Origin of the sequence: Kibdelosporangium philippinense (genome assembly GCF_021390435.2) — a bacterium.
GTDB lineage: Bacteria > Actinomycetota > Actinomycetes > Mycobacteriales > Pseudonocardiaceae > Kibdelosporangium > Kibdelosporangium philippinense.
In genome coordinates, this window is the sequence record NZ_JAJVCN010000004.1 from 352,501 (window position 1) to 371,819 (window position 19,319).

General features: G+C 66.0%; 17 protein-coding genes and 2 rRNA genes (1 of these 19 running past the window's edge). 15 read left to right on the top strand and 4 right to left on the bottom strand.

What is annotated here, in order from left to right; all coding sequences use genetic code 11:
* Nucleotides 1-977, top strand: a 23S ribosomal RNA gene (locus LWC34_RS44515); it begins 2,143 nt to the left of the window's first position.
* A gap of 66 nt (nt 978-1,043) precedes the next feature.
* Nucleotides 1,044-1,160: ribosomal RNA gene (rrf, locus tag LWC34_RS44520) — 5S ribosomal RNA — on the top strand.
* 174 nt (nt 1,161-1,334) lie between these two features.
* On the opposite strand, the gene LWC34_RS44525 is transcribed toward rrf, so the two are convergent.
* Complete coding sequence (locus tag LWC34_RS44525) at nt 1,335-2,654, bottom strand: hypothetical protein (protein ID WP_233731341.1); 1,320 nt, start codon at nt 2,652-2,654, stop codon at nt 1,335-1,337.
* Between the two features lie 186 nt (nt 2,655-2,840).
* Here LWC34_RS44525 and LWC34_RS44530 point away from each other — a divergent pair, with 186 nt between their 5' ends.
* From LWC34_RS44530 to LWC34_RS44575, 10 genes are all read left to right on the top strand, one after another.
* The gene (locus LWC34_RS44530) at nt 2,841-3,587 is read left to right on the top strand and encodes a tetratricopeptide repeat protein (RefSeq protein WP_233731342.1); all 747 of its coding nucleotides are present in this window, start codon (nt 2,841-2,843) and stop codon (nt 3,585-3,587) included.
* Nucleotides 3,584-4,609: an HAD-IIA family hydrolase gene (locus LWC34_RS44535; RefSeq protein ID WP_233731343.1), complete on the top strand. Its 1,026-nt coding sequence runs from the start codon at nt 3,584-3,586 to the stop codon at nt 4,607-4,609. Before LWC34_RS44530 ends, LWC34_RS44535 begins: the two co-directional genes overlap by 4 nt.
* Before the next feature lie 4 nt (nt 4,610-4,613).
* Nucleotides 4,614-4,805: a hypothetical protein gene (locus LWC34_RS44540; RefSeq protein WP_037272132.1), complete on the top strand. Its 192-nt coding sequence runs from the start codon at nt 4,614-4,616 to the stop codon at nt 4,803-4,805.
* A 10-nt stretch (nt 4,806-4,815) separates the two neighbouring features.
* Nucleotides 4,816-5,631, top strand: a complete 816-nt coding sequence (locus tag LWC34_RS44545) for a TlyA family RNA methyltransferase (RefSeq protein ID WP_233731344.1) — start codon at nt 4,816-4,818, stop codon at nt 5,629-5,631.
* Nucleotides 5,628-6,521: an NAD kinase gene (locus tag LWC34_RS44550; RefSeq protein ID WP_233731345.1), complete on the top strand. Its 894-nt coding sequence runs from the start codon at nt 5,628-5,630 to the stop codon at nt 6,519-6,521. Before LWC34_RS44545 ends, LWC34_RS44550 begins: the two co-directional genes overlap by 4 nt.
* A 30-nt stretch (nt 6,522-6,551) precedes the next feature.
* Entirely contained in the window at nt 6,552-8,336 is a 1,785-nt protein-coding gene (gene recN / locus LWC34_RS44555; protein WP_233731346.1) for a DNA repair protein RecN, read from the top strand.
* Between the two features lie 257 nt (nt 8,337-8,593).
* Nucleotides 8,594-9,778, top strand: a complete 1,185-nt coding sequence (gene steA, locus LWC34_RS44560) for a putative cytokinetic ring protein SteA (protein WP_233731347.1) — start codon at nt 8,594-8,596, stop codon at nt 9,776-9,778.
* Nucleotides 9,775-10,701, top strand: a complete 927-nt coding sequence (locus tag LWC34_RS44565) for a copper transporter (protein ID WP_233731348.1) — start codon at nt 9,775-9,777, stop codon at nt 10,699-10,701. The genes steA and LWC34_RS44565 overlap by 4 nt, the downstream gene beginning before the upstream one ends.
* A 98-nt stretch (nt 10,702-10,799) precedes the next feature.
* Nucleotides 10,800-12,506, top strand: coding sequence for a CTP synthase (pyrG, locus tag LWC34_RS44570; protein ID WP_233734055.1), 1,707 nt, complete (start codon nt 10,800-10,802; stop codon nt 12,504-12,506).
* Nucleotides 12,503-13,126, top strand: coding sequence for an NUDIX domain-containing protein (locus tag LWC34_RS44575; RefSeq protein WP_233731349.1), 624 nt, complete (start codon nt 12,503-12,505; stop codon nt 13,124-13,126). Before pyrG ends, LWC34_RS44575 begins: the two co-directional genes overlap by 4 nt.
* A gap of 55 nt (nt 13,127-13,181) precedes the next feature.
* On the opposite strand, the gene LWC34_RS44580 is transcribed toward LWC34_RS44575, so the two are convergent.
* Genes LWC34_RS44580 through eat form a run of 3 tightly spaced genes read right to left on the bottom strand, consistent with a single transcriptional unit; the run spans nt 13,182 to nt 15,698 of the window.
* Nucleotides 13,182-13,829 (bottom strand): anti-sigma factor family protein, encoded by a 648-nt coding sequence (locus LWC34_RS44580; protein ID WP_233731350.1) that lies wholly within the window; start codon nt 13,827-13,829, stop codon nt 13,182-13,184.
* Nucleotides 13,826-14,224 carry a sigma factor-like helix-turn-helix DNA-binding protein gene (locus tag LWC34_RS44585; RefSeq protein ID WP_308200235.1) on the bottom strand — a complete coding sequence of 133 codons (399 nt, stop codon included), beginning with the start codon at nt 14,222-14,224 and terminating at the stop codon, nt 13,826-13,828. Before LWC34_RS44585 ends, LWC34_RS44580 begins: the two co-directional genes overlap by 4 nt.
* Nucleotides 14,225-14,270: 46 nt before the next feature.
* A complete protein-coding gene (gene eat, locus LWC34_RS44590) occupies nt 14,271-15,698 on the bottom strand; it encodes an ethanolamine permease (RefSeq protein WP_233731351.1) in 1,428 nt (475 codons plus the stop codon).
* A gap of 189 nt (nt 15,699-15,887) precedes the next feature.
* On the opposite strand from eat, the gene LWC34_RS44595 reads away from it, so the two are divergent.
* From LWC34_RS44595 to LWC34_RS44605, 3 genes are read left to right on the top strand one after another with little or no spacing between them, the layout of a single operon-like run.
* Entirely contained in the window at nt 15,888-17,252 is a 1,365-nt protein-coding gene (locus tag LWC34_RS44595) for a glutamine synthetase family protein (protein ID WP_233731352.1), read from the top strand.
* Nucleotides 17,233-17,958 carry a gamma-glutamyl-gamma-aminobutyrate hydrolase family protein gene (locus LWC34_RS44600; protein WP_233731353.1) on the top strand — a complete coding sequence of 242 codons (726 nt, stop codon included), beginning with the start codon at nt 17,233-17,235 and terminating at the stop codon, nt 17,956-17,958. Before LWC34_RS44595 ends, LWC34_RS44600 begins: the two co-directional genes overlap by 20 nt.
* Nucleotides 17,955-19,319: an aldehyde dehydrogenase family protein gene (locus tag LWC34_RS44605; RefSeq protein WP_233731354.1), complete on the top strand. Its 1,365-nt coding sequence runs from the start codon at nt 17,955-17,957 to the stop codon at nt 19,317-19,319. Before LWC34_RS44600 ends, LWC34_RS44605 begins: the two co-directional genes overlap by 4 nt.

Consider the following 19,319-nt stretch of genomic DNA (forward strand, 5'->3'; position numbering starts at 1 on the left):
ATCCTAAGGTAGCGAAATTCCTTGTCGGGTAAGTTCCGACCTGCACGAATGGCGTAACGACTTCTCGGCTGTCTCAACCACAGGCCCGGTGAAATTGCACTACGAGTAAAGATGCTCGTTACGCGCGGCAGGACGGAAAGACCCCGGGACCTTTACTATAGCTTGGTATTGGTGCTCGGTTCGGCTTGTGTAGGATAGGTGGGAGACTGTGAAGCTCTGACGCTAGTTAGGGTGGAGTCGTTGTTGAAATACCACTCTGGTCGAATTGGGTGTCTAACCTCGGACCATGATCTGGTTCAGGGACAGTGCCTGGTGGGTAGTTTAACTGGGGCGGTTGCCTCCTAAAGAGTAACGGAGGCGCTCAAAGGTTCCCTCAGCCTGGTTGGCAATCAGGTGTTGAGTGCAAGTGCACAAGGGGGCTTGACTGTGAGACTGACGGGTCGAGCAGGGACGAAAGTCGGAACTAGTGATCCGGCCATGGCTTGTGGAAGCGTGGTCGCTCAACGGATAAAAGGTACCCCGGGGATAACAGGCTGATCTTGCCCAAGAGTCCATATCGACGGCATGGTTTGGCACCTCGATGTCGGCTCGTCGCATCCTGGGGCCGGAGTAGGTCCCAAGGGTTGGGCTGTTCGCCCATTAAAGCGGTACGCGAGCTGGGTTTAGAACGTCGTGAGACAGTTCGGTCCCTATCCGCCGCGCGCGTAGGAGACTTGAGGAAGGCTGTCCCTAGTACGAGAGGACCGGGACGGACGAACCTCTGGTGTGCCAGTTGTTCTGCCAAGGGCATGGCTGGTTGGCTACGTTCGGAAGGGATAACCGCTGAAGGCATCTAAGCGGGAAGCTCGTTCCAAGATGAGGTCTCCCACCCTTTGTGGGTTAAGGCTCCCAGCTAGACGACTGGGTTGATAGGCCAGAGATGGAAGCACGGTAACGTGTGGAGTTGACTGGTACTAATAGGCCGAGGACTTGCTCACAAAGATGTTACGCATCCACTGTACGGTTCTGAGACACTGAACCGGTTGGTCATTGTTTCATGGTTTTACCGTGGTCATAGCGAAGAGGAAACGCCCGGTCCCATTCCGAACCCGGAAGCTAAGCTCTTCAGCGCCGATGGTACTGCACTGGGTACGGTGTGGGAGAGTAGGTCGCCGCGGTAATATTTTTTCGAAGGGCCCCGCGAGAAATCGCGGGGCCCTTTCGGTATGTCACGTCATTCCGCTGCGGCCGCCTGCGCCTCTTGCCTGGTCGGCCGGTTGTTACCATGGTCGATGGCCTGCTGGCCAACTTGAGAATGTTTCAGCCCCGCCCGACGGGGCGTGGAGGTCTAGGTGTCAGAGTTCGAACGGCCCGCCGACGGCCGCGGCGATCAGCCGCGCGGTCGTGGAGCCGGCGGTGATCGGCAAAACGATCGCCGTAAAGACGGTCGTCGTGGGTTCGCCGGCGACCGTAAGCCACGTGGAGCTGGCGCCGACCAGCGGCACGGTGGCCGTTCCCGCGACGAGCGAGGCGGCGACCGCTACACACCCCGCGACGACTCCGACCGCCGTGACTTCCGCAGGGGCGATCGAGACGACCGGCCGTTCCGCAAGCCCGCCCGCGACAACAACGCACGCGGTTTCGACCGCGGAGACAAGCCGCGCCGCGACTTCACCCCCCGAGACCGCGACAACACCAGGGGAGGAGACCGCCGCAGCTTCGGCCGAGACGACAAACCTCGCCGGGACTTCGGCGACCGCGGCCCCCGCAGGGACTTCAACAGCGACGACCGCCCACGCCGGAACTTCGACCGCGACGACAAACCTCGTCGTGATTTCGGTGGCGATCGCCCAGCGCGCAGCTTCAACCGGGATGACAAGCCACGACGTGACTTCGGCGACCGCGGCCCCCGTCGCGATTTCGGTAGTGACGACCGGCCGGGCCGCAGCTTCAACCGCGACGACAAACCTCGCCGCGATTTCGGTGGCGATCGTCCGGCCCGTAGCTTCAATCGCGATGACAAGCCGCGCCGCGATTTCAGCGACCGTGGCCCCCGCCGGGACTTCGGTGGCGACGATCGTCCTCGCCGGAGCTTCGACCGCGATGACAAGCCGCGCCGGGACTTCGGCGACCGTGGCCCGCGTCGTGACTTCAACAGCGGCGACAAGCCGCGGCGCGACTTTGGCGACCGGGGTCCGCGTAAGGACTTCAGCCGGGATGACAAGCCGCGCCGCGATTTCGGCGATCGCGGTCCGCGCCGTGACTTCAATGGCGGTGACCGCCCGGCCCGTAGCTTCAATCGCGATGACAAGCCGCGCCGGGACTTCGGCGACCGTGGCCCCCGCCGTGACTTCAATGGCGGTGACCGCCCGGCCCGGAGCTTCGACCGCGATGACAAGCCGCGCCGCGATTTCGGCGACCGTGGCCCCCGTCGTGATTTCGGTGGCGATCGTCCGGCCCGTAGCTTCAACCGGGATGACAAGCCCCGGCGCGATTTCGGCAGCGATGACCGTCCTCGCCGGAGCATCGACCGCGACGACAAACCTCGCCGCGATTTCGGCGACCGGAGTCCGCGTAAGGACTTCAGCCGGGATGACAAGCCGCGCCGCGATTTCGGCGATCGCGGTCCGCGCCGTGACTTCAATGGCGGTGACCGCCCGGCTCGCAGCTTCCACCGCGATGACAAGCCGCGCCCCGAGTTCAGCAGCGATTCTTCTCGTAGCGACTTCAACCGGGATGAGCGCCCGAGCAGCGATCTCGATCAGACCGCCGACGCCCCTCGCCAGGAAGGCTCCAGCGAGGAGCTGCCGAGCAGTGACGTCGAGTCGTCGCAGGAGGTTGCCGGCCGCGACGACCTGCCCGTGACCGAGGCTTCCGACGCCGATCTGGAGGAGGACGAGCCGGAGGCCACGCGGGAGCCGAAGAAGCCGACCAACCCCGACCTCGAAACCCTTCCTGAGGGCGCGGACATCTCCAAGCTCGACCCGGAGGCCCGCGAAGAACTCAAGAGCCTGCCCAAAGCCCAAGCTGCGGATGTCGGCCAGCACCTCGCCGCAGCGGGCATGCTGATCGACGAAGACCCCGAGTTGGCCCTGAAGCACGCTCGCATCGCGCGCGGCAAGGCTTCGCGGGTCGCGATCGTCCGCGAAGCGGCCGGTCTGGCCGCCTACCACGCGGGTGAGTGGGCCGAGGCGCTCTCCGACCTCCGCGCGGTCCGTCGCATGACGGGCTCCAACGCGCACATAGCCGTGATGGCCGACTGCGAGCGAGCACTTGGCCGTCCTGAGCGTGCGCTTGACCTCGCTAAGGAAGCGGGCGCGGACATCCACCCGGCCACAGCCGTCGAGCTGCGTATCGTCGCGGCCGGTGCGCGCCGGGACATGGGACAGCTGGACGCTGCCGTTGTCGCGTTGCAGGGGCCCGACTTGGACCCCAAGCGACGGGATCCGTGGAGCGCGCGGCTGTTCTACGCGTACGCCGACAACCTTGAGGCTGCCGGGCGTAATGACGAAGCTATTCGTTGGTTCCTCAACGCGGCTCAGGTCGATGACGAGGAAGAGACTGACGCGGCCGAGCGGGCCGTGGAACTTGGGGCCGCTCTCCAGTGAAGCGTCGGCTGCTCGACATCTATGACGCGCTGCTGCTCGACCTGGACGGAACCGTCTACCGCGGTGGTGAGGCGGTTCCGGGAGCGGCAGATGCCGTACAGGCAGCCAGGGAGAACGGCACAGCCGTCAGGTTCGTGACCAACAACGCCTCGCGTAGCCCTGAGGATGTCGCTGAGCATCTGACAAGCCTCGGTGTCGTCGCCAAGCCGACAGAGGTGAGCACGAGCGCGCAGGCCGCGGGCTCCGTGCTCAAAGAGCGTCTGCAACCGGGCGACGAGGTACTTGTCGTCGGCACGGAGTCGCTCGCTGACATCGTGACCGCCGCTGGCCTGCGCCCGGTGCGCAAGGTCAGCGACACCGTGAAGGCCGTTGTCCAAGGACTCACGCGCGAACTGGTCTACAACGACCTCGCCGAGGCGACGCTCGCCATCCGCGCGGGCGCGGTGTGGGTCGCGTGCAACATGGACGCGACGCTGCCGACCGAGCGTGGCGAGCTGCCCGGCAATGGAGCTCTCGTCGCCGCCGTACGGGCCGCGACAGGGCAGGAGCCTGTGGTCGCGGGCAAACCTGCGCGGCCGTTGATGGACGAGGCGATCACGTCAGCCAACGCCAGCAGCCCTCTGGTTGTCGGCGACCGTCTGGACACGGACATCGCGGGCGCTGTCACCGCAGAGGTCGACGCCCTGCTCGTACTGTCTGGTGTCACGACGGCTGCTGATTTGTTGGCCGCGCCCGCGTGGCTGCGGCCGCGTTATGTCGCGGCGTCAGTTGGTGACTTGTGCGGCCCCGCAGCTGGACTCGAGATTGCGGCACAGCGTGCATGGGAAGTCGACCGCACCGATCATCTGCTGACCGCCCGATCGACCGGAAACGGTTCCGCCACGGACGAACTGGCGTTATTGCGTGCGTTGTGCGCGGCGCACCGGCCGATCGATGGCGGCGAGATCAAGGTCCGTGCCGAGGACGATGCGACACGGGCCGCGCTGAGCGCACTGGGAATTGCCAGAACGGCGGTACCGTAAAGTGGTGCAGTTCAACTCCGAAGGCAGCTGGCACGCGCCCGTCCCCGGGCCGCCACCCGACCCGACAGCTGCGATAGACGCCGCGCTCGCCGGCCTCGAAGGGCTCGACCAGCTCGAGCCGGTCGAGCACGTCGGCCGGTTCGACGCGGTGCACACGGCGCTGACCGAGGCGCTGTCGAGCATCGACAAGGTCTGAGACACCACTCATGCCCCGCCGCTCAAGGCTTGATGCTGAGCTCGTGCGCCGTGGTCTTGCCAGGTCACGCGAGCACGCGTCCCAGCTGATCGTGGACGGCCACGTCCTTGTGAAGGGCGTCGTGGCGAAAAAGCCCGCGACCGCCGTGGAAACCGACGCGGCCGTGGTGGTCAAGGACGACGTCGACGACCCCGGCTGGGCGTCGCGCGGCGCGCACAAGCTGATCGGCGCGCTCGAGGCGTTCGGGCCGGATGGCTTGACCGTCAACGGAAAGCGTTGCCTGGATGCGGGCGCGTCCACCGGCGGGTTCACCGATGTGTTGCTCCGCAACGGAGCCACGCAGGTCGTCGCCGCGGATGTGGGACGTGGCCTGCTGGTCTGGCGGCTGATGACCGACGACCGGGTGGTCGTGCTGGACAAGACCAATGTCCGCAACCTGACCCCGGAACTCACCGGCGGACCGGTCGGCCTCGTAGTCGCCGATCTGTCGTTCATCTCGCTCAAACTCGTCCTGCCCGCGTTGCTGGCGTGCACGTCCGACGGCGCCGATCTGGTGCCGATGGTCAAGCCGCAGTTCGAGGTCGGGAAAGAACGTCTGGGCTCCGGGGGCGTCGTGCGGGACCCTGGACTACGCGCCGAAGCCGTCATCGAGGTACTCACCGCTGCCGGGGAGCTCGGCCTGCGCCCACACGGCGTGGTGGCCAGCCCCTTGCCGGGGCCGTCGGGCAACGTCGAGTACTTCGTCTGGCTGCGGCGTGGGGATCGGCTCGAACCCGAGCAGGTCGCCGACATGGTTCACACTGCTGTGCAGAAGGGGCCGCAATGACCGAGAAACCACCGATCTACGAGATCTTGATGGTTGTGCACACCGGTCGGCACGCGAATCGGCGGACCGCCGAGCTGGTCGCGGAGCAGTTCGCCAAGGCGGGCGTGTCGATCAGGGCACTGGAACTGGAAGCCGGTGACTACAGCCCCGGCCTGTCGACCGTGTGCGCGGACGAGAACGCGGCAAAAGGCGTCGACCTGGTGTTCGTGCTCGGTGGCGACGGAACCCTGCTGCGCGCCGCGGAACTGGCGCGGCCCGCGGGCGTGCCGGTGCTCGGCGTGAACCTCGGCCGTGTCGGCTTCCTGGCCGAGGCGGATTCCGACGACCTGGACGTGGCCGTGCGGCGCGTGCTCGACGGCAAGTTCCACGTCGACGAGCGGATGACGCTGGAGGTCGTGGCGACCCATGAAGGCGAAGAGATCGCCAGGACGTGGGCGCTGAACGAAGCCAGCGTGGAGAAGAGCAGCCGCGACAAGATCCTGGACGTGCTGATCGAGGTCGATGGGCGTCCGGTGTCGGCATTTGGCTCCGATGGCGTGCTGTGTGCGACCCCGACCGGGTCGACGGCGTACGCGTTCTCCGCAGGTGGACCTGTTCTTTGGCCGGACGTGGAGGCTCTGCTCGTGGTGCCGAGCAACGCGCACGCGATGTTCGCTCGGCCGCTCGTGGTTTCGCCGTCGTCGGTCGTGGCCATGGAGGTTGATCCGGGCGGGCACCCGGCCGTGCTGTTCTGCGACGGCCAGCGCACGTTCGACCTGCCGCCGGGCGCCCGTGTGGAGGTTTCGGCGGGATCAGAGCCGGTCAGGCTGGTGCGGCTGTGGGACGGGCCGTTCACCGACCGGCTTGTGAATAAATTCGGTTTGCCCGTACAGGGGTGGCGGAAGCGTTGACCGTCGGAGGGTGTAGGTAGGGTTCCTACTGTGCTGGCCGAGATGCGCATCCAGGGCCTCGGCGTCATCGACGAGGCGACCCTGCAACTGGACCCCGGATTCACCGTCGTCACTGGTGAGACCGGGGCGGGTAAGACCATGGTCGTGACCGGGCTGCATCTGCTGTCCGGTGGCCGTGCGGAAGCGTCCAGAGTGCGCTCTGGTGCCAGCCGCGCCGTGGTCGAGGGCCGTTTCCACGTGCCGCCAGACTCAGCAGCGGCGAAGATCGCGGCAGAAGCCGCGGCGGATCCGGACGAAGACGGCAGCCTGATAGCGCTGCGTACGGTCGGGTCAGACGGACGATCGCGCGCCCACCTCGGCGGCCGATCGGTGCCGGTGGGCGTGCTCGCGGAAATCGCCGAGCAGCTGATCGCGGTCCACGGCCAGAACGACCAGCTGCGCCTGTTGCACCCAGCAGAGCAGCGCGCGGTCCTGGACACGTTCGCAGGTGACGCGGTCGCGAAGGCATTGGCCGAATACCGGTCAACCCGAGCCGAGTGGCTCGACGTGATCGAAGAGCTGCGCGAGAAGACCGAGCGCGCCCGTGAACTGGCAAAGCAAGCGGACATGCTGCAGCATGGCCTGAAGGAGATCGAGGCCGTCGACCCGAAGCCGGGAGAAGACGCGGCACTGGTCGACGAAGCCCGACGGCTCGCTGACGTGGACCAATTGCGTGAGGCAGCGGCTGGCGCGCACTTCTCGCTGAGCGGCTCGCCGGAGGACCCATCCGACGGCGCGGGCGCGATGGCGTTGATCGACGAGGCCCGGCGGCGCCTTGCCGCATCGGAAGACCCGAAACTGCGTGATCTTGAGCCGCGTTTGGCCGAGGCCGCGGTGTTGTTGAGCGACGTGAACAACGAGCTCAGCGGCTATTTGGAGGGTTTGGAGGCCGACCCAGCCCGCTTGGAGCAAGTGCTTGCTCGCCAAGCCGAGCTGAAAATGCTGACCCGCAAATACGCCACGGACATCGACGGCGTTTTGGCGTGGGCCGCGGACGCCGCGCAAACCCTGACGGGCTTGGACACCTCGGAAGAGGCTTTGGCCGCGCTGGCACACCGCCGTGACGAGCTCGCGGCGGAGTTGGCACGGCACGCTTCGACGCTGTCTGAGGAACGTGAGCGGGCCGCGCAGGAGCTGTCTTCCGAGGTGACCACGGAATTGGCTGGCCTCGCGATGGGCGCGGCGGGTATCGACGTCGCTGTTCGGCCCAAGGTTGCGGCGGCGGATGACGCTCATGCGCTGCAGGTCGGTGATGTCCTGCTCTCCGCAGGGTCGGATGGCGTCGACGAGGTCGAGATCCGGCTGCGGGCGCACGATGGTGCCCAGGCGCTGCCGATCCACAAGGCTGCTTCCGGCGGTGAACTTTCCCGGGTGATGCTTGCGATCGAGGTTGTCCTCGCGCACGCCGACCCGGTGCCCACGATGGTGTTCGACGAGGTCGATGCCGGTGTTGGTGGCCGCGCGGCCATCGAGATCGGCCGTCGTCTCGCGCGCTTGGCGCGCAGCCACCAGGTCGTCGTGGTCACGCACCTGGCTCAGGTGGCGGCTTTTGCCGACCGGCACTTGGTTGTGGACAAGTCCGCCAAGGGCGGGTTGACGAAGTCCGGCGTGAAAACCTTGTCTTCCGAGCAGCGTGTTGTCGAGCTCGCCCGAATGCTCGCTGGCATGGAGTCAACGGAAACCGGTCGCGCACACGCCGAAGAACTCCTCGGCCTGGCCGAGACAGTGAAACGTGAAGCCATCAACGGCAAGAAGGGGCGCCGCAAGCGCTCCTGAACAGGCAACGCCCTGCCCCCAACGGTCGTGTCCACCATTGCGACACACCGAAATGCACTTTGCTGCACCCTGAAATCCCCGAACCGGCCAGGCGAGGGAATTTCAGGGTGCCGCAACGGTGGACACGGTGTGCTGGAACGGTGGACACGCGCGGGGTGGTGACCTGGTGTAATCCGGTATCCCTCAGGTGAGTGACCGTCCACATGGTACGGCGTGGCGTGAGCACTGTGGACTGTCCATTTGTCACCATCGGAAGTATGAAGCTTCCGGGAGTGCTCAACCGTGCGAATCAGAGTGAGCCCGGGGTGACCGGGGTGGCCAAGGTCGACCGGCGCACTGGGGATCTTCTGCGCCGGATCGGTCCTGGCGATGTCGTGGTCCTTGACCAGCTCGACATCGACCGGGCGACGGCTGACGCGTTGGTCGCCGCGGGTGTCGCCGGCGTCGTGAACGCATCTCCTTCCATCTCAGGGCGATTTCCAAACCTCGGCCCGGAGCTCCTTGTCGAAAAAGGTATTCCGCTGATCGACGGCGTCGGAGTGCACGCACTGCGGGAAATCCGTGAGGGCAGCAAACTCCGCCTGCACGCCGGAATTGTCTACTGTGGAGATAGGGAGGTTGCGCGCGGAACTCAGCAGACCGCCGAGACCATCGCTGATCAGATGATCGAGGCGAAGGCTGGCATGTCCGCTCAGCTGGAAGCCTTCTCCGCCAACACAATCGAGTTCCTCAGGCGGGAGCGGTCGCTCATCCTCGACGGCATCGGTGTGCCGGATTTGAAGATTGCGCTCAAGGACCGGCAGGTCCTGATTGTCGCGTCCGGTGTGGACCATGTCGAGGACCTCAAGCGGCTCAAGCGCTACATCTCCGAGCACAGGCCCGTGCTGATCGGCGTCTCCAGCGGCGCCGATGCTCTCAGGGACGAGGGGTACAAGCCGGACATCATCGTCGGCGACCCCGATCGGATCAGCACCGACGCCCTGATCGGCGGCGCGGACGTCGTAATCCCCGCGGACACCGACGGGCACGCCCCTGGCCTTGAGCGCATTCAGGACCTTGGCATCGGCGCGGTCACGTTCCCAGCCTCGGGAAACCCGGAGGACCTCGCCCTGCTGCTGGCCGACGCGCATGGCGCATGCCTGGTCGTCACGGTCGGATTCCAGGCCACGCTCAGGGAATTCCTCGACAGTGGCCGGTCGGGCTCGAACCCGTCGACATTCCTCACGCGACTCAAGCTCGGCAGCAAGCTGGTTGACGGCAAGGCCGCCGCGAGCCTGCACCGCACCAGGGTTTCCACCGCGGCCATCGTGCTGCTCATCATCGCCGCGCTGATCGCGGTGGTCGCGGGTCTCGCGGTCTCTGGAGTCGGTGGCACGTACATCGACTGGATTGTCAGCACCTGGAACGACTTCGCCGCATGGATCAAGGGGCTGTTCACGTGATCTCGCTGCGCTACCACATCGTCTCGATCGCCGCCGTCTTCATCGCCCTTGCCGTCGGGGTCGTGCTCGGGTCGAGCACCCTGAGCCGCACCCTGCTCTCCGGTCTGTCCGACGACCGGGACGAGCTGGCCAAGCAAGTGGCCGATTTGCAGGCCGAACGCAACGGCCTGAACGCCAAACTGACCAGTTCGGACGGTTTCGCGGGCTCGATCGGCCCGATGGCTGTGCGTGGCGAACTCGACCAGCGCACGGTCGTCATCGTGACCACGCACGACGCGCGCCCAGCGGACCGGGACGCGGTGAAATCCCTCATCGGCAACGCGGGCGGCACGGTCACGGGCGAGCTCCAGCTGACCGACGCGTTCTCCGACCCCCAGAAGGCCGATCAGCTCAGGGACGTCGTGACGCGCCTGCTCCCGGCCGGGCTGCAGCTGCCCACCGCGTCGGATCCGGGCACGTTGGCTGGCGGTCTGCTCGGGTCACTCCTAGTGATCAACAAGGACACGAACCAGCCACAGGCCAAGCCGAACGAGATGACCGCCGCGTTCACCGGCCTGTCCGACGGCGGCTTCATCCACATGCCAGCCGACCTGAGGCCGGGGCAGCTCGCGTTGATCCTCACGGGCAGTTCCATGGCGGGCAATGGCGCCGGGGACCGCGCGTCGACGATCGCCAGGTTCGCCGCACAGGTCGACCGATCAGGTGCTGGCGCTGTGCTGGCGGGTGATACCGGTTCGGCGGACGCCACGGGCGCGGTCGGTATGGTGCGCGCCGACACCGCCGCGACGTCCATTCTGTCCACTGTGGACAACGTTGAGCTGAACGCGGGCCGGGTGGCAACCGTGCTGGCGTTGAGCGAGCAACTGGAAGGCAAAGCCGGGCGCTACGGCACCGCTGGCACCGCCCAATCCGTGGTGCCTTGACCGTTACTGACGGTTATCACCGGGACACGCTTATACCCTGTTCCCCACTGGACGGCAAGAAGGTGTTACCGTGAAGCCCCGTGGAAAACAGTAGGCGGCTGCCTCAAGCGCGGACGACAAAGCACGTTTTCGTGACGGGAGGCGTCGCCTCCTCCCTGGGTAAGGGACTCACCGCTTCCAGTCTCGGTCAGCTCCTGACCTCCCGTGGTCTGCGGGTCACGATGCAGAAGCTCGACCCGTATCTGAACGTCGACCCCGGCACGATGAACCCCTTTCAGCACGGCGAGGTGTTCGTGACCGAGGACGGCGCGGAGACCGACCTGGACATCGGGCACTACGAGCGGTTCCTCGACCGCGACCTCGCGGGTACGGCGAACGTGACGACCGGTCAGGTGTACTCGACGGTCATCGCCAAGGAGCGGCGCGGCGAGTACCTCGGCGACACCGTGCAGGTCATCCCGCACATCACCGACGAGATCAAAGCCCGCATCCAGGCGATGGCCCTGCCGGACGCGAACGGCGTCGTGCCGGACGTGGTCATCACCGAGGTCGGCGGCACGGTCGGTGACATCGAGTCGCTGCCGTTCCTGGAGGCCTGCCGTCAGGTCCGCCATGACGTGGGCCGGGACAACTGCTTCTTCCTGCACGTCTCGCTGGTGCCCTACCTGGCGCCCTCGGGTGAGCTGAAGACCAAGCCGACGCAGCACTCCGTTGCCGCGCTGCGCAACATCGGTATCCAGCCGGACGCGATCGTCTGCCGCGCCGACCGGGAGATCCCGGACGCGTTGAAGCGCAAGATCGCCCTGATGTGCGATGTGGACACCGACGCGGTCGTGGCCGCGCCGGACGCGCCGTCCATCTACGACATTCCGCGCGTGCTGCACGGCGAGGGCCTGGACGCCTATGTGGTCCGTCGCCTCGGCCTGCCGTTCCGTGACGTGGACTGGGCCGTGTGGGGCGATCTGCTCGGCCGGGTGCACAACCCGAAGGAGACCGTCCGGATCGCAGTCGTCGGCAAGTACGTCGACCTGCCGGACGCGTACCTGTCGGTCACCGAGGCGTTGCGTGCGGGCGGGTTCGCCAACCGCGCCAAGGTCGAGATCGTCTGGGTCGCCTCGGACTCCTGCGAGACGCCGTCCGGCGCGGCGCACGCTCTGTCCGGTGTGGACGGTGTGCTGATCCCCGGCGGGTTCGGCGTGCGTGGCATCGAGGGCAAGCTCGGCGCGATCAGCTTCGCCCGTGACCGCAAGATCCCGCTGCTGGGCCTGTGCCTCGGCCTGCAGTGCATGGTGATCGACGTTGCCCGCAACCTGGCTGGTCTGACCGGCGCGAACTCGGCTGAGTTCGACGAGAACACCGAGCACCCGGTCATCTCCACCATGGCCGACCAGGAAGACGTCGTCGCCGGTGAGCGCGACATGGGCGGCACGATGCGGCTCGGCGCCTATCCGGCTTCGCTGATCCCGGGCTCGACCGTGGCCAACTCGTATGGCTCCAACGATGTCTCCGAGCGCCACAGGCACCGCTACGAGGTCAACAACGCCTACCGCAAGCGTTTGTCCGAGGCCGGTCTGGTCTTCTCGGGCACCTCGCCGGACGGTCACTTGGTCGAGTTCGTCGAGCTACCAACCGACAAGCACCCGTTCTACGTCGGCACGCAGGCGCACCCGGAGCTCAAGAGCCGCCCGACGCGCCCGCACCCGCTGTTCTCGGGCTTCGTCAAGGCCGCGCTGGCGTATCGCACGGCTGACCGGCTGCCAGTGGAGCTCCCGGAAAGCAACCACGTCGTGAGCGTGGGCTCGTGACCGAGCGGCACACGTTCGATGTGGTGTCCACTAAGGACATCCACATCGGCAGGGTGGTCGGCCTGCGGATGGACGAGGTCCGCATGCCAGGCGGCGGAACGGCGATGCGTGAGGTCGTCGAGCACCTCGGTGCCGTCGCCGTTGTCGCGCTGGACGAGGAAGACAAGGTGGTGCTGATCCATCAGTACCGCCACCCGGTCGGCCGCAGGCTGTGGGAACTGCCTGCGGGCCTGCTGGATGTCGACGGCGAAAGCCCCGCCACGACTGCGGCGCGTGAGCTCGAGGAAGAGGTCAACCTGGCCGCGTCCGAGTGGGCCGTGCTGGTGGATGTCGCGGCCTCGCCCGGGTTCACCGACGAGGTCGTGCGGGTCTTCCTGGCGCGCGGCCTGTCCGAGGCCAACCGGACCGAGCCCGAGGGCGACGAGGAAGCCGACATCGTCGTCGAACGGTTCACGCTGGCTGACGCGGTCGCCAAGGTCTTCGCGGGCGAGATCGTCAACGCGTCCACTGTGGCTGGTTTGCTGGCCGCCCATGCGGTCCTGAACGGCCAGGCGCAAGCCCGCCCAGCAGACGCCCCATGGGACGACAAACCCACCGCGTTCGCCCATCGCCGCAGGTAAAAGCTCGTGAGTGGTTAGTCCGGTTAGAACCGGACTAACCACTCACGAGGTCTTTTTAGAACTTGGCTTCCAGGACGGTTTTGTCGATGGTGGCCAGGCGGATCTCGATTCGGGTGATCCTGTTGCGGGGCACGTCGGTCGTTGCCGTTGGCGTCATCGATGTGCCAGGGCCCGCGCTCCAGCTGCCGACCCGCGTGGAACCACCGGATGCGTCGGAGATGAACAGCGTGTACGGCAATGCCCGGCCGCCGGGTTCGCCGCCGTAGTCACACTTCACGTCGATCCGCGTGCCCCACGGTTCCTCGACCAACGTGACCGACGCGGTGACCGGGCTCGGAATCGTTTGCGCCAGCTGTGTGGTCACGCCAGCAGGCGGCTCGTCGCTGGGAACCAGTACAGACGTGAGCACAGCAGCCACGGCCGCGGCGCTGACAACCGCCGCGGCGATCCGGATCCGCGTCCACCGACGGGATTTACGGGCCGCTTCCAGCAGCGTCGGCATCGGGACAGGCTCCGGCGGATCCAGCAGCTGCACGGCCTGTTCCTGCGGCAGCGTCGACAGGATGGCCGGGATCCCGGACAGCTCGGCGACTTGGCCCTTGCAGGACTCGCAGGTCTCCAGGTGCTCTTCGTACTCGCGGCGCTCGTCTTCGGAGAGCGCGCCGAAGACGTACGCGGCATCCCATTCGCGGTAGGACTTCACGGCCCGGTCACCCCTCTCTCCTGCAGTGCGAGGCGCAACGCGCGCATTCCGTAGTGCAGCCGCGAAAGGATGGTTCCCTCCGGTACGTCCAGCTCCGCAGCCAGGTGCGACACCGATTGTCCCATGTAATAGGCGCCAATGATCACCGTTCGGTGCTCGGAAGTCAGCTGGGCCAGTGCGTCGGAGATCAGCCATGAATCCAGCGCGGGGTCGGCGGCGCCGACGACCTCGCGGGCAACGGTGTACAGCGAGGTCGCGACGTCGTGCTCGCCAAGCAGGTCCGGGTTCTTCGACGCGCGCAGCAACACCTCCTGCACGACATCCTGCGCGCGTTGTTCGTCGTGGGTGAGGCGCAGCACGTACCGCAACAGCGTTGCCGCGTGCTCGTCATGCAAAGCCCGCAGTAACGCGATGTGGCTCTCGTTGATGGCTGACCTCCCGCTAGCTACCCAGCTCCTGCTCCGCCCTGGCGATGGCAGCGAACTCCTCTTCAGGAGCATTGGCCACCAAGTGGTGCCGGCTGTAGAACCAGAAGTATGCCAACGCCACGACCATGATCCCCGCAGTGACCGCCGCAGCGACCTTGTCGACGAAGAAAGTCGCGACAACCGCGGCCACCGCGAGCACCGCCGCGACGCCTGTCGTGACCACGCCACCAGGCGTCCGATATGGCCTTTCGAGGTTCGGTTCACGGATGCGCAGCACGATGTGCGAGACGTTGAGCAGCACATAGGACACGGTCGCGCCGAACACCGCGATATTGATCAGCTTGTCGCCGTTCTGGATGATCACGGCGAGCACGAACCCGATCGTGCCCGGCACGATCAGCGCGAGGTACGGCGTCTTGCGGCGACCGGTCACCGACAGCCAACGCGGCAGATACCCGGCGCGCGACAGGGCGAAAAGCTGCCGCGAGTACGCGTAGATGATCGAGAAGAAGCTCGCGACCAGACCGGCGAGGCCGACGTAGTTGACGAACTGGGCAAGGAAGTTGTCGCCGCCGAAGGCCGTGCGGACCGCGTCGGGCAACGGGTTCTTCGACTCGGCCAATGCCGCCGAGCCCGCGCCGCCCGGCGCGAAGACGAGGATGAGCGCGGCGAACAGCAGCAGCACGGTCATCCCGGCGATGATCCCGCGTGGCAAGTCTTTGCGAGGGTCACGGGCTTCCTCGGCCGCGAGCGGCACGCCTTCGATGGCCAGGAAGAACCAGATGCCGTAGACCAATGCGGCCAGCGCGCCCGCGATGCCGAAGGGGAGGAACGAACTGGCGCCGATGGCGTCGGTCATCGGGATGTCGAACAGTTTGCTCGCGTCGAACTTGCCGATCATCCCGATCACGAAGGCAATGAGCGCGACCGTGGCGATGCCGGTGATCACGAACATCGCCCGCAGCGCCTCGCCGACGCCCCACATGTGCGCGCCGACGAAGATCAGGTAGCACACCAGGAACACCGGCCAACCGCTGGTGAGTCCGAACAGTCCCAACGCTTCGACGTATCCGCCGATGAACACCGCGATCGCGGCCGGCGCGATGGCGTACTCGATCAGGATCGCGATCCCGGTCAGGAATCCGCCCGTGGGACCGAGGGCACGCCGGGCGAAGCCGTACCCCGCTCCCGCGACCGGCAGGGCGGAGGCCATTTCAGCGAGGCCGAAGACCATGCACGTGTACATCACGGCCATCAGCACGGTCGCGATCAGCAACCCGCCCCAGCCGCCTTGCGCCAGGCCGAAGTTCCAGCCCGCGAAGTCGCCGGAGATCACGTAGGAGACGCCGAGACCGGCGAGCAGCACCCACCCGGCGGCGCCGCGTTTGAGTTGCCGCTTTTCCAGGTATTGCTGATCGACCGTCTCGTACTGCTTGGACATCGGTGCTCCCTGCTCGCGGACCAATGGGTTAGCGTCAGTCCTTTTAGTTGCCCGGAAGAGTGATACGGGTTACATCTTCATGTCAAGAGTGTGCTCAGGGGTATAAGTGGCGCCGTTGACATGCACGTTGTCACTCGGGTAGCAATGACCAGCAATGGATCGGGAGCGATCCTTTGGATAGGGGTGCCGATGCGACACACCGACGGCTTCTTGAACGTCGAGCAGCTGCGCGAGCTCGTCGATTCCGGTGAGATCGACACAGTCCTGATCGCCGTGACCGACATGCAGGGCCGGTTGCAGGGCAAGCGGTGCTCGGCCGAGTACTTCATGGAGGAAGTCCTCTCACACGCCACCGAGGCGTGCAACTACCTGCTCGCCGTCGACGTCGAAATGAACACGGTCGGTGGATACAAGATCTCCTCGTGGGACACCGGTTACGGCGACTTCGTGTTGCGCCCCGACCTGAACACCCTGCGTCGCATCCCCTGGTACGACGGCACCGCGCTGGTGCTCGCGGATCTGGAATGGGTACAGGGCGGGCCGGTCGCGCCATCGCCCCGGCAGATTCTGCGCCGCCAGCTCGACCGGCTCGCCGAGCATGGGCTCGAAGCGTTCGTCGGAACCGAGCTGGAGTTCATCGTCTTCGAAGACACCTATGAGGCCGCGTGGCACAAGGGTTACAGCGACCTGACGCCGTCCAATCTGTACAACGTGGACTATTCGATGCTCGGCACCGGCAGGCTGGAGCCGCTGCTGCGCGACATCCGCAACAAGATGACCGGCGCGGGCCTGTACGTCGAGTCGGCCAAGGGGGAGTGCAACCCCGGCCAGCACGAGATCGCCTTCCGGTACACGAACGCACTGGCCACCTGTGACAACCACAGCATCTATAAAACCGGCGCCAAGGAGATCGCGGCCAGTCATGGCAAGAGCCTGACATTCATGGCCAAGTACAACGAGCGTGAGGGCAATTCCTGCCACATCCACATCAGTGTGCGGGACAAAGACGGTAACGCCGTCATGGCAGGAGATCGCGAGCACGGGTTCTCCAAGCTGATGGAGCACTTCCTGGCCGGGCAGCTGGCATGCCTGCGCGAGTTCACATACATGTTCGCGCCCAACATCAACTCCTACAAACGTTTCGTGCCAGGCAGCTTCGCGCCGACCGCGGTCGCGTGGGGCGAGGACAACCGGACGTGCGCACTGCGCGTAGTCGGCCATGGACCATCGCTTCGGGTCGAAAACCGTGTTCCAGGCGGCGATGTGAACCCGTACCTGGCGGTCTCGGCGTTGATCGCGGCCGGACTGCACGGGATCGAGAACGAACTGCCGTTGGAACCGGTCTTCACCGGCAACGCTTACGACTCTGACAAGCCACACGTACCGCATACACTCAGGGACGCGGCCGACCTGTTGGCGGAGAGCAAGCTGGCCAGGGCCGCCTTCGGCGACGACGTGGTCGATCATTACCTGAACGCGGCGCGCGTCGAGCTGACAGCGTATGAAGCCGCGGTGACCGACTGGGAGAGGGTGCGTGGGTTCGAACGGCTCTAAGGTGCCTTTGATCGGCATCACGTCCTATTTGGAACAGGCCAGATTCGGCCTGTGGGATCTGCCATCCGCAGTGCTCATGCGGTCTTATTTGGACTGCATTGTCGCTGCAGGCGGGATGCCGGTCATGCTGCCACCCGTGGGCCGCTGGCTGCCGGAACACGTGTCGCGATTGGACGGACTCGTGCTCTCCGGCGGCGCGGACATCGACCCGAGCCGATATGGACAGTCGCCGCACGCCGCGACCGGAACTTTGCGGCTGGAACGGGATATGTCCGAGTTCGGGCTGTACCACCTCGCTCTGGAAGCTGACATCCCGGTACTTGGCGTGTGCCGCGGCCTTCAGTTGATCAACATCGCTTCGGGCGGAACGCTGCACCAGCACGTGCCCGAAGTGGCCGGTTCCGACACGCACAACCCCTCGCCGGGGGTGTACGGCACCAACGAGATCAAGCTCGCGCCCGGCAGTGTGGTCGCGGGCCTTGTCGGCGAGCACACGACCGTCCACTGTCACCACCACCAGGCGATCGACCAGCTCGGTTCCGGCCTGTCGGCCGTCGGCTGGGCGCAGGACGGCACGGTCGAGGCGATCGAGCTGCCCGAAGCCAGTTTTGTCGTTGCCGTGCAATGGCATCCGGAAGAGAACGGTACGGATGTCCGCCTGTTCCAAGGCCTCGTTCAGGCCGCCATTCGGAGGAAGTCCCAGTGACCACAGGGTTCGACGTCATCAACCCGGCCACAGAAGAGATCGTCGAGACAGTCCGGCCGACCTCCGCGGAGGAAACCGACGCGGCGATCGCCCGTGCGCACGCCGCGTGGCCAGCCTGGCGAGCGCTTGCTCCGGCTGACCGGGCCAGGTTGCTTCGGCGGTTCGCGTCCGCTGTGGACGCCGACATCGAAAACCTTGCCCAGCTGGAGGTCCGCAACGCCGGGCACACGATCGGCAACGCCCGCTGGGAAGCTGGCAACGTCCGTGACGTCATCGACTACTACTCGGCCGCGCCCGAGCGCTTGTTCGGCAGGCAGATCCCGGTGCCGGGCGGCGTGAACATGACCTTTGCCGAGCCCCTCGGCGTGGTCGGCGTGATCGTGCCGTGGAACTTCCCGATGCCGATCGCAGGCTGGGGTTTCGCGCCCGCGTTGGCCGCGGGCAACACGGTGGTGTTGAAGCCCGCCGAGCTGACGCCGTTGACCGCCATCCGAATCGGCGAACTGGCCCGTTCCGCTGGTATCCCCGAGGACGTCCTGCAGATCCTGCCAGGCAAGGGATCTGTTGTCGGGCAACGGTTCGTCGAGCATCCACTGGTCCGCAAGATCGTGTTCACCGGCTCGACCGACGTTGGCAAATCGATCATGGCAGGCTGCGCTCGCCAGGTGAAGCGGGTAACGCTGGAGCTGGGCGGAAAGAACGCGAACATCGTCTTCGCCGACGCCGACTTGGAGAAAGCAGCAGCCACGGCACCGTACGGCGTGTTCGACAACGCGGGTCAGGACTGCTGCGCGCGATCCCGGATCCTCGTGCAGCGCAGCGTTTACGACCGGTTCATGGAACTTCTCGAACCAGCGGTGAAAGGTGTCGTCGTCGGCGATCCCGGTCTGCCGGAGACAGAAATGGGACCGCTGATCTCGGCGGCGCATCGGTCGTCGGTGGCGTCCTATGTGCCCAGTGACGCCCCGGTGGCGTTCCGTGGCAGCGCGCCGACCGGCCCAGGCTTCTGGTTCCCGCCAACGGTTCTAGCCCCGGTGTCGCCTTCGGACAAGGTGGTGACCGAAGAGGTCTTCGGCCCGGTGGTCGCCGTGCTAACGTTCGATGACGAGGAAGAGGCAGTGCGGCTGGCCAACGACACCGAGTATGGCCTGTCCGGCTCGATCTGGACGCGAGACGTCGGACGCGCGCTGCGCGTGTCGCGCGGGGTCGAAGCGGGCAACCTGTCCGTCAACTCCCACTCGTCGGTGCGGTATTGGACGCCCTTCGGTGGCTTCAAGCAGTCCGGCCTCGGCAGGGAGCTCGGGCCGGACGCGGTCGCGGCGTTCACCGAGACCAAGAACGTGTTCATTGCCAACGACTGA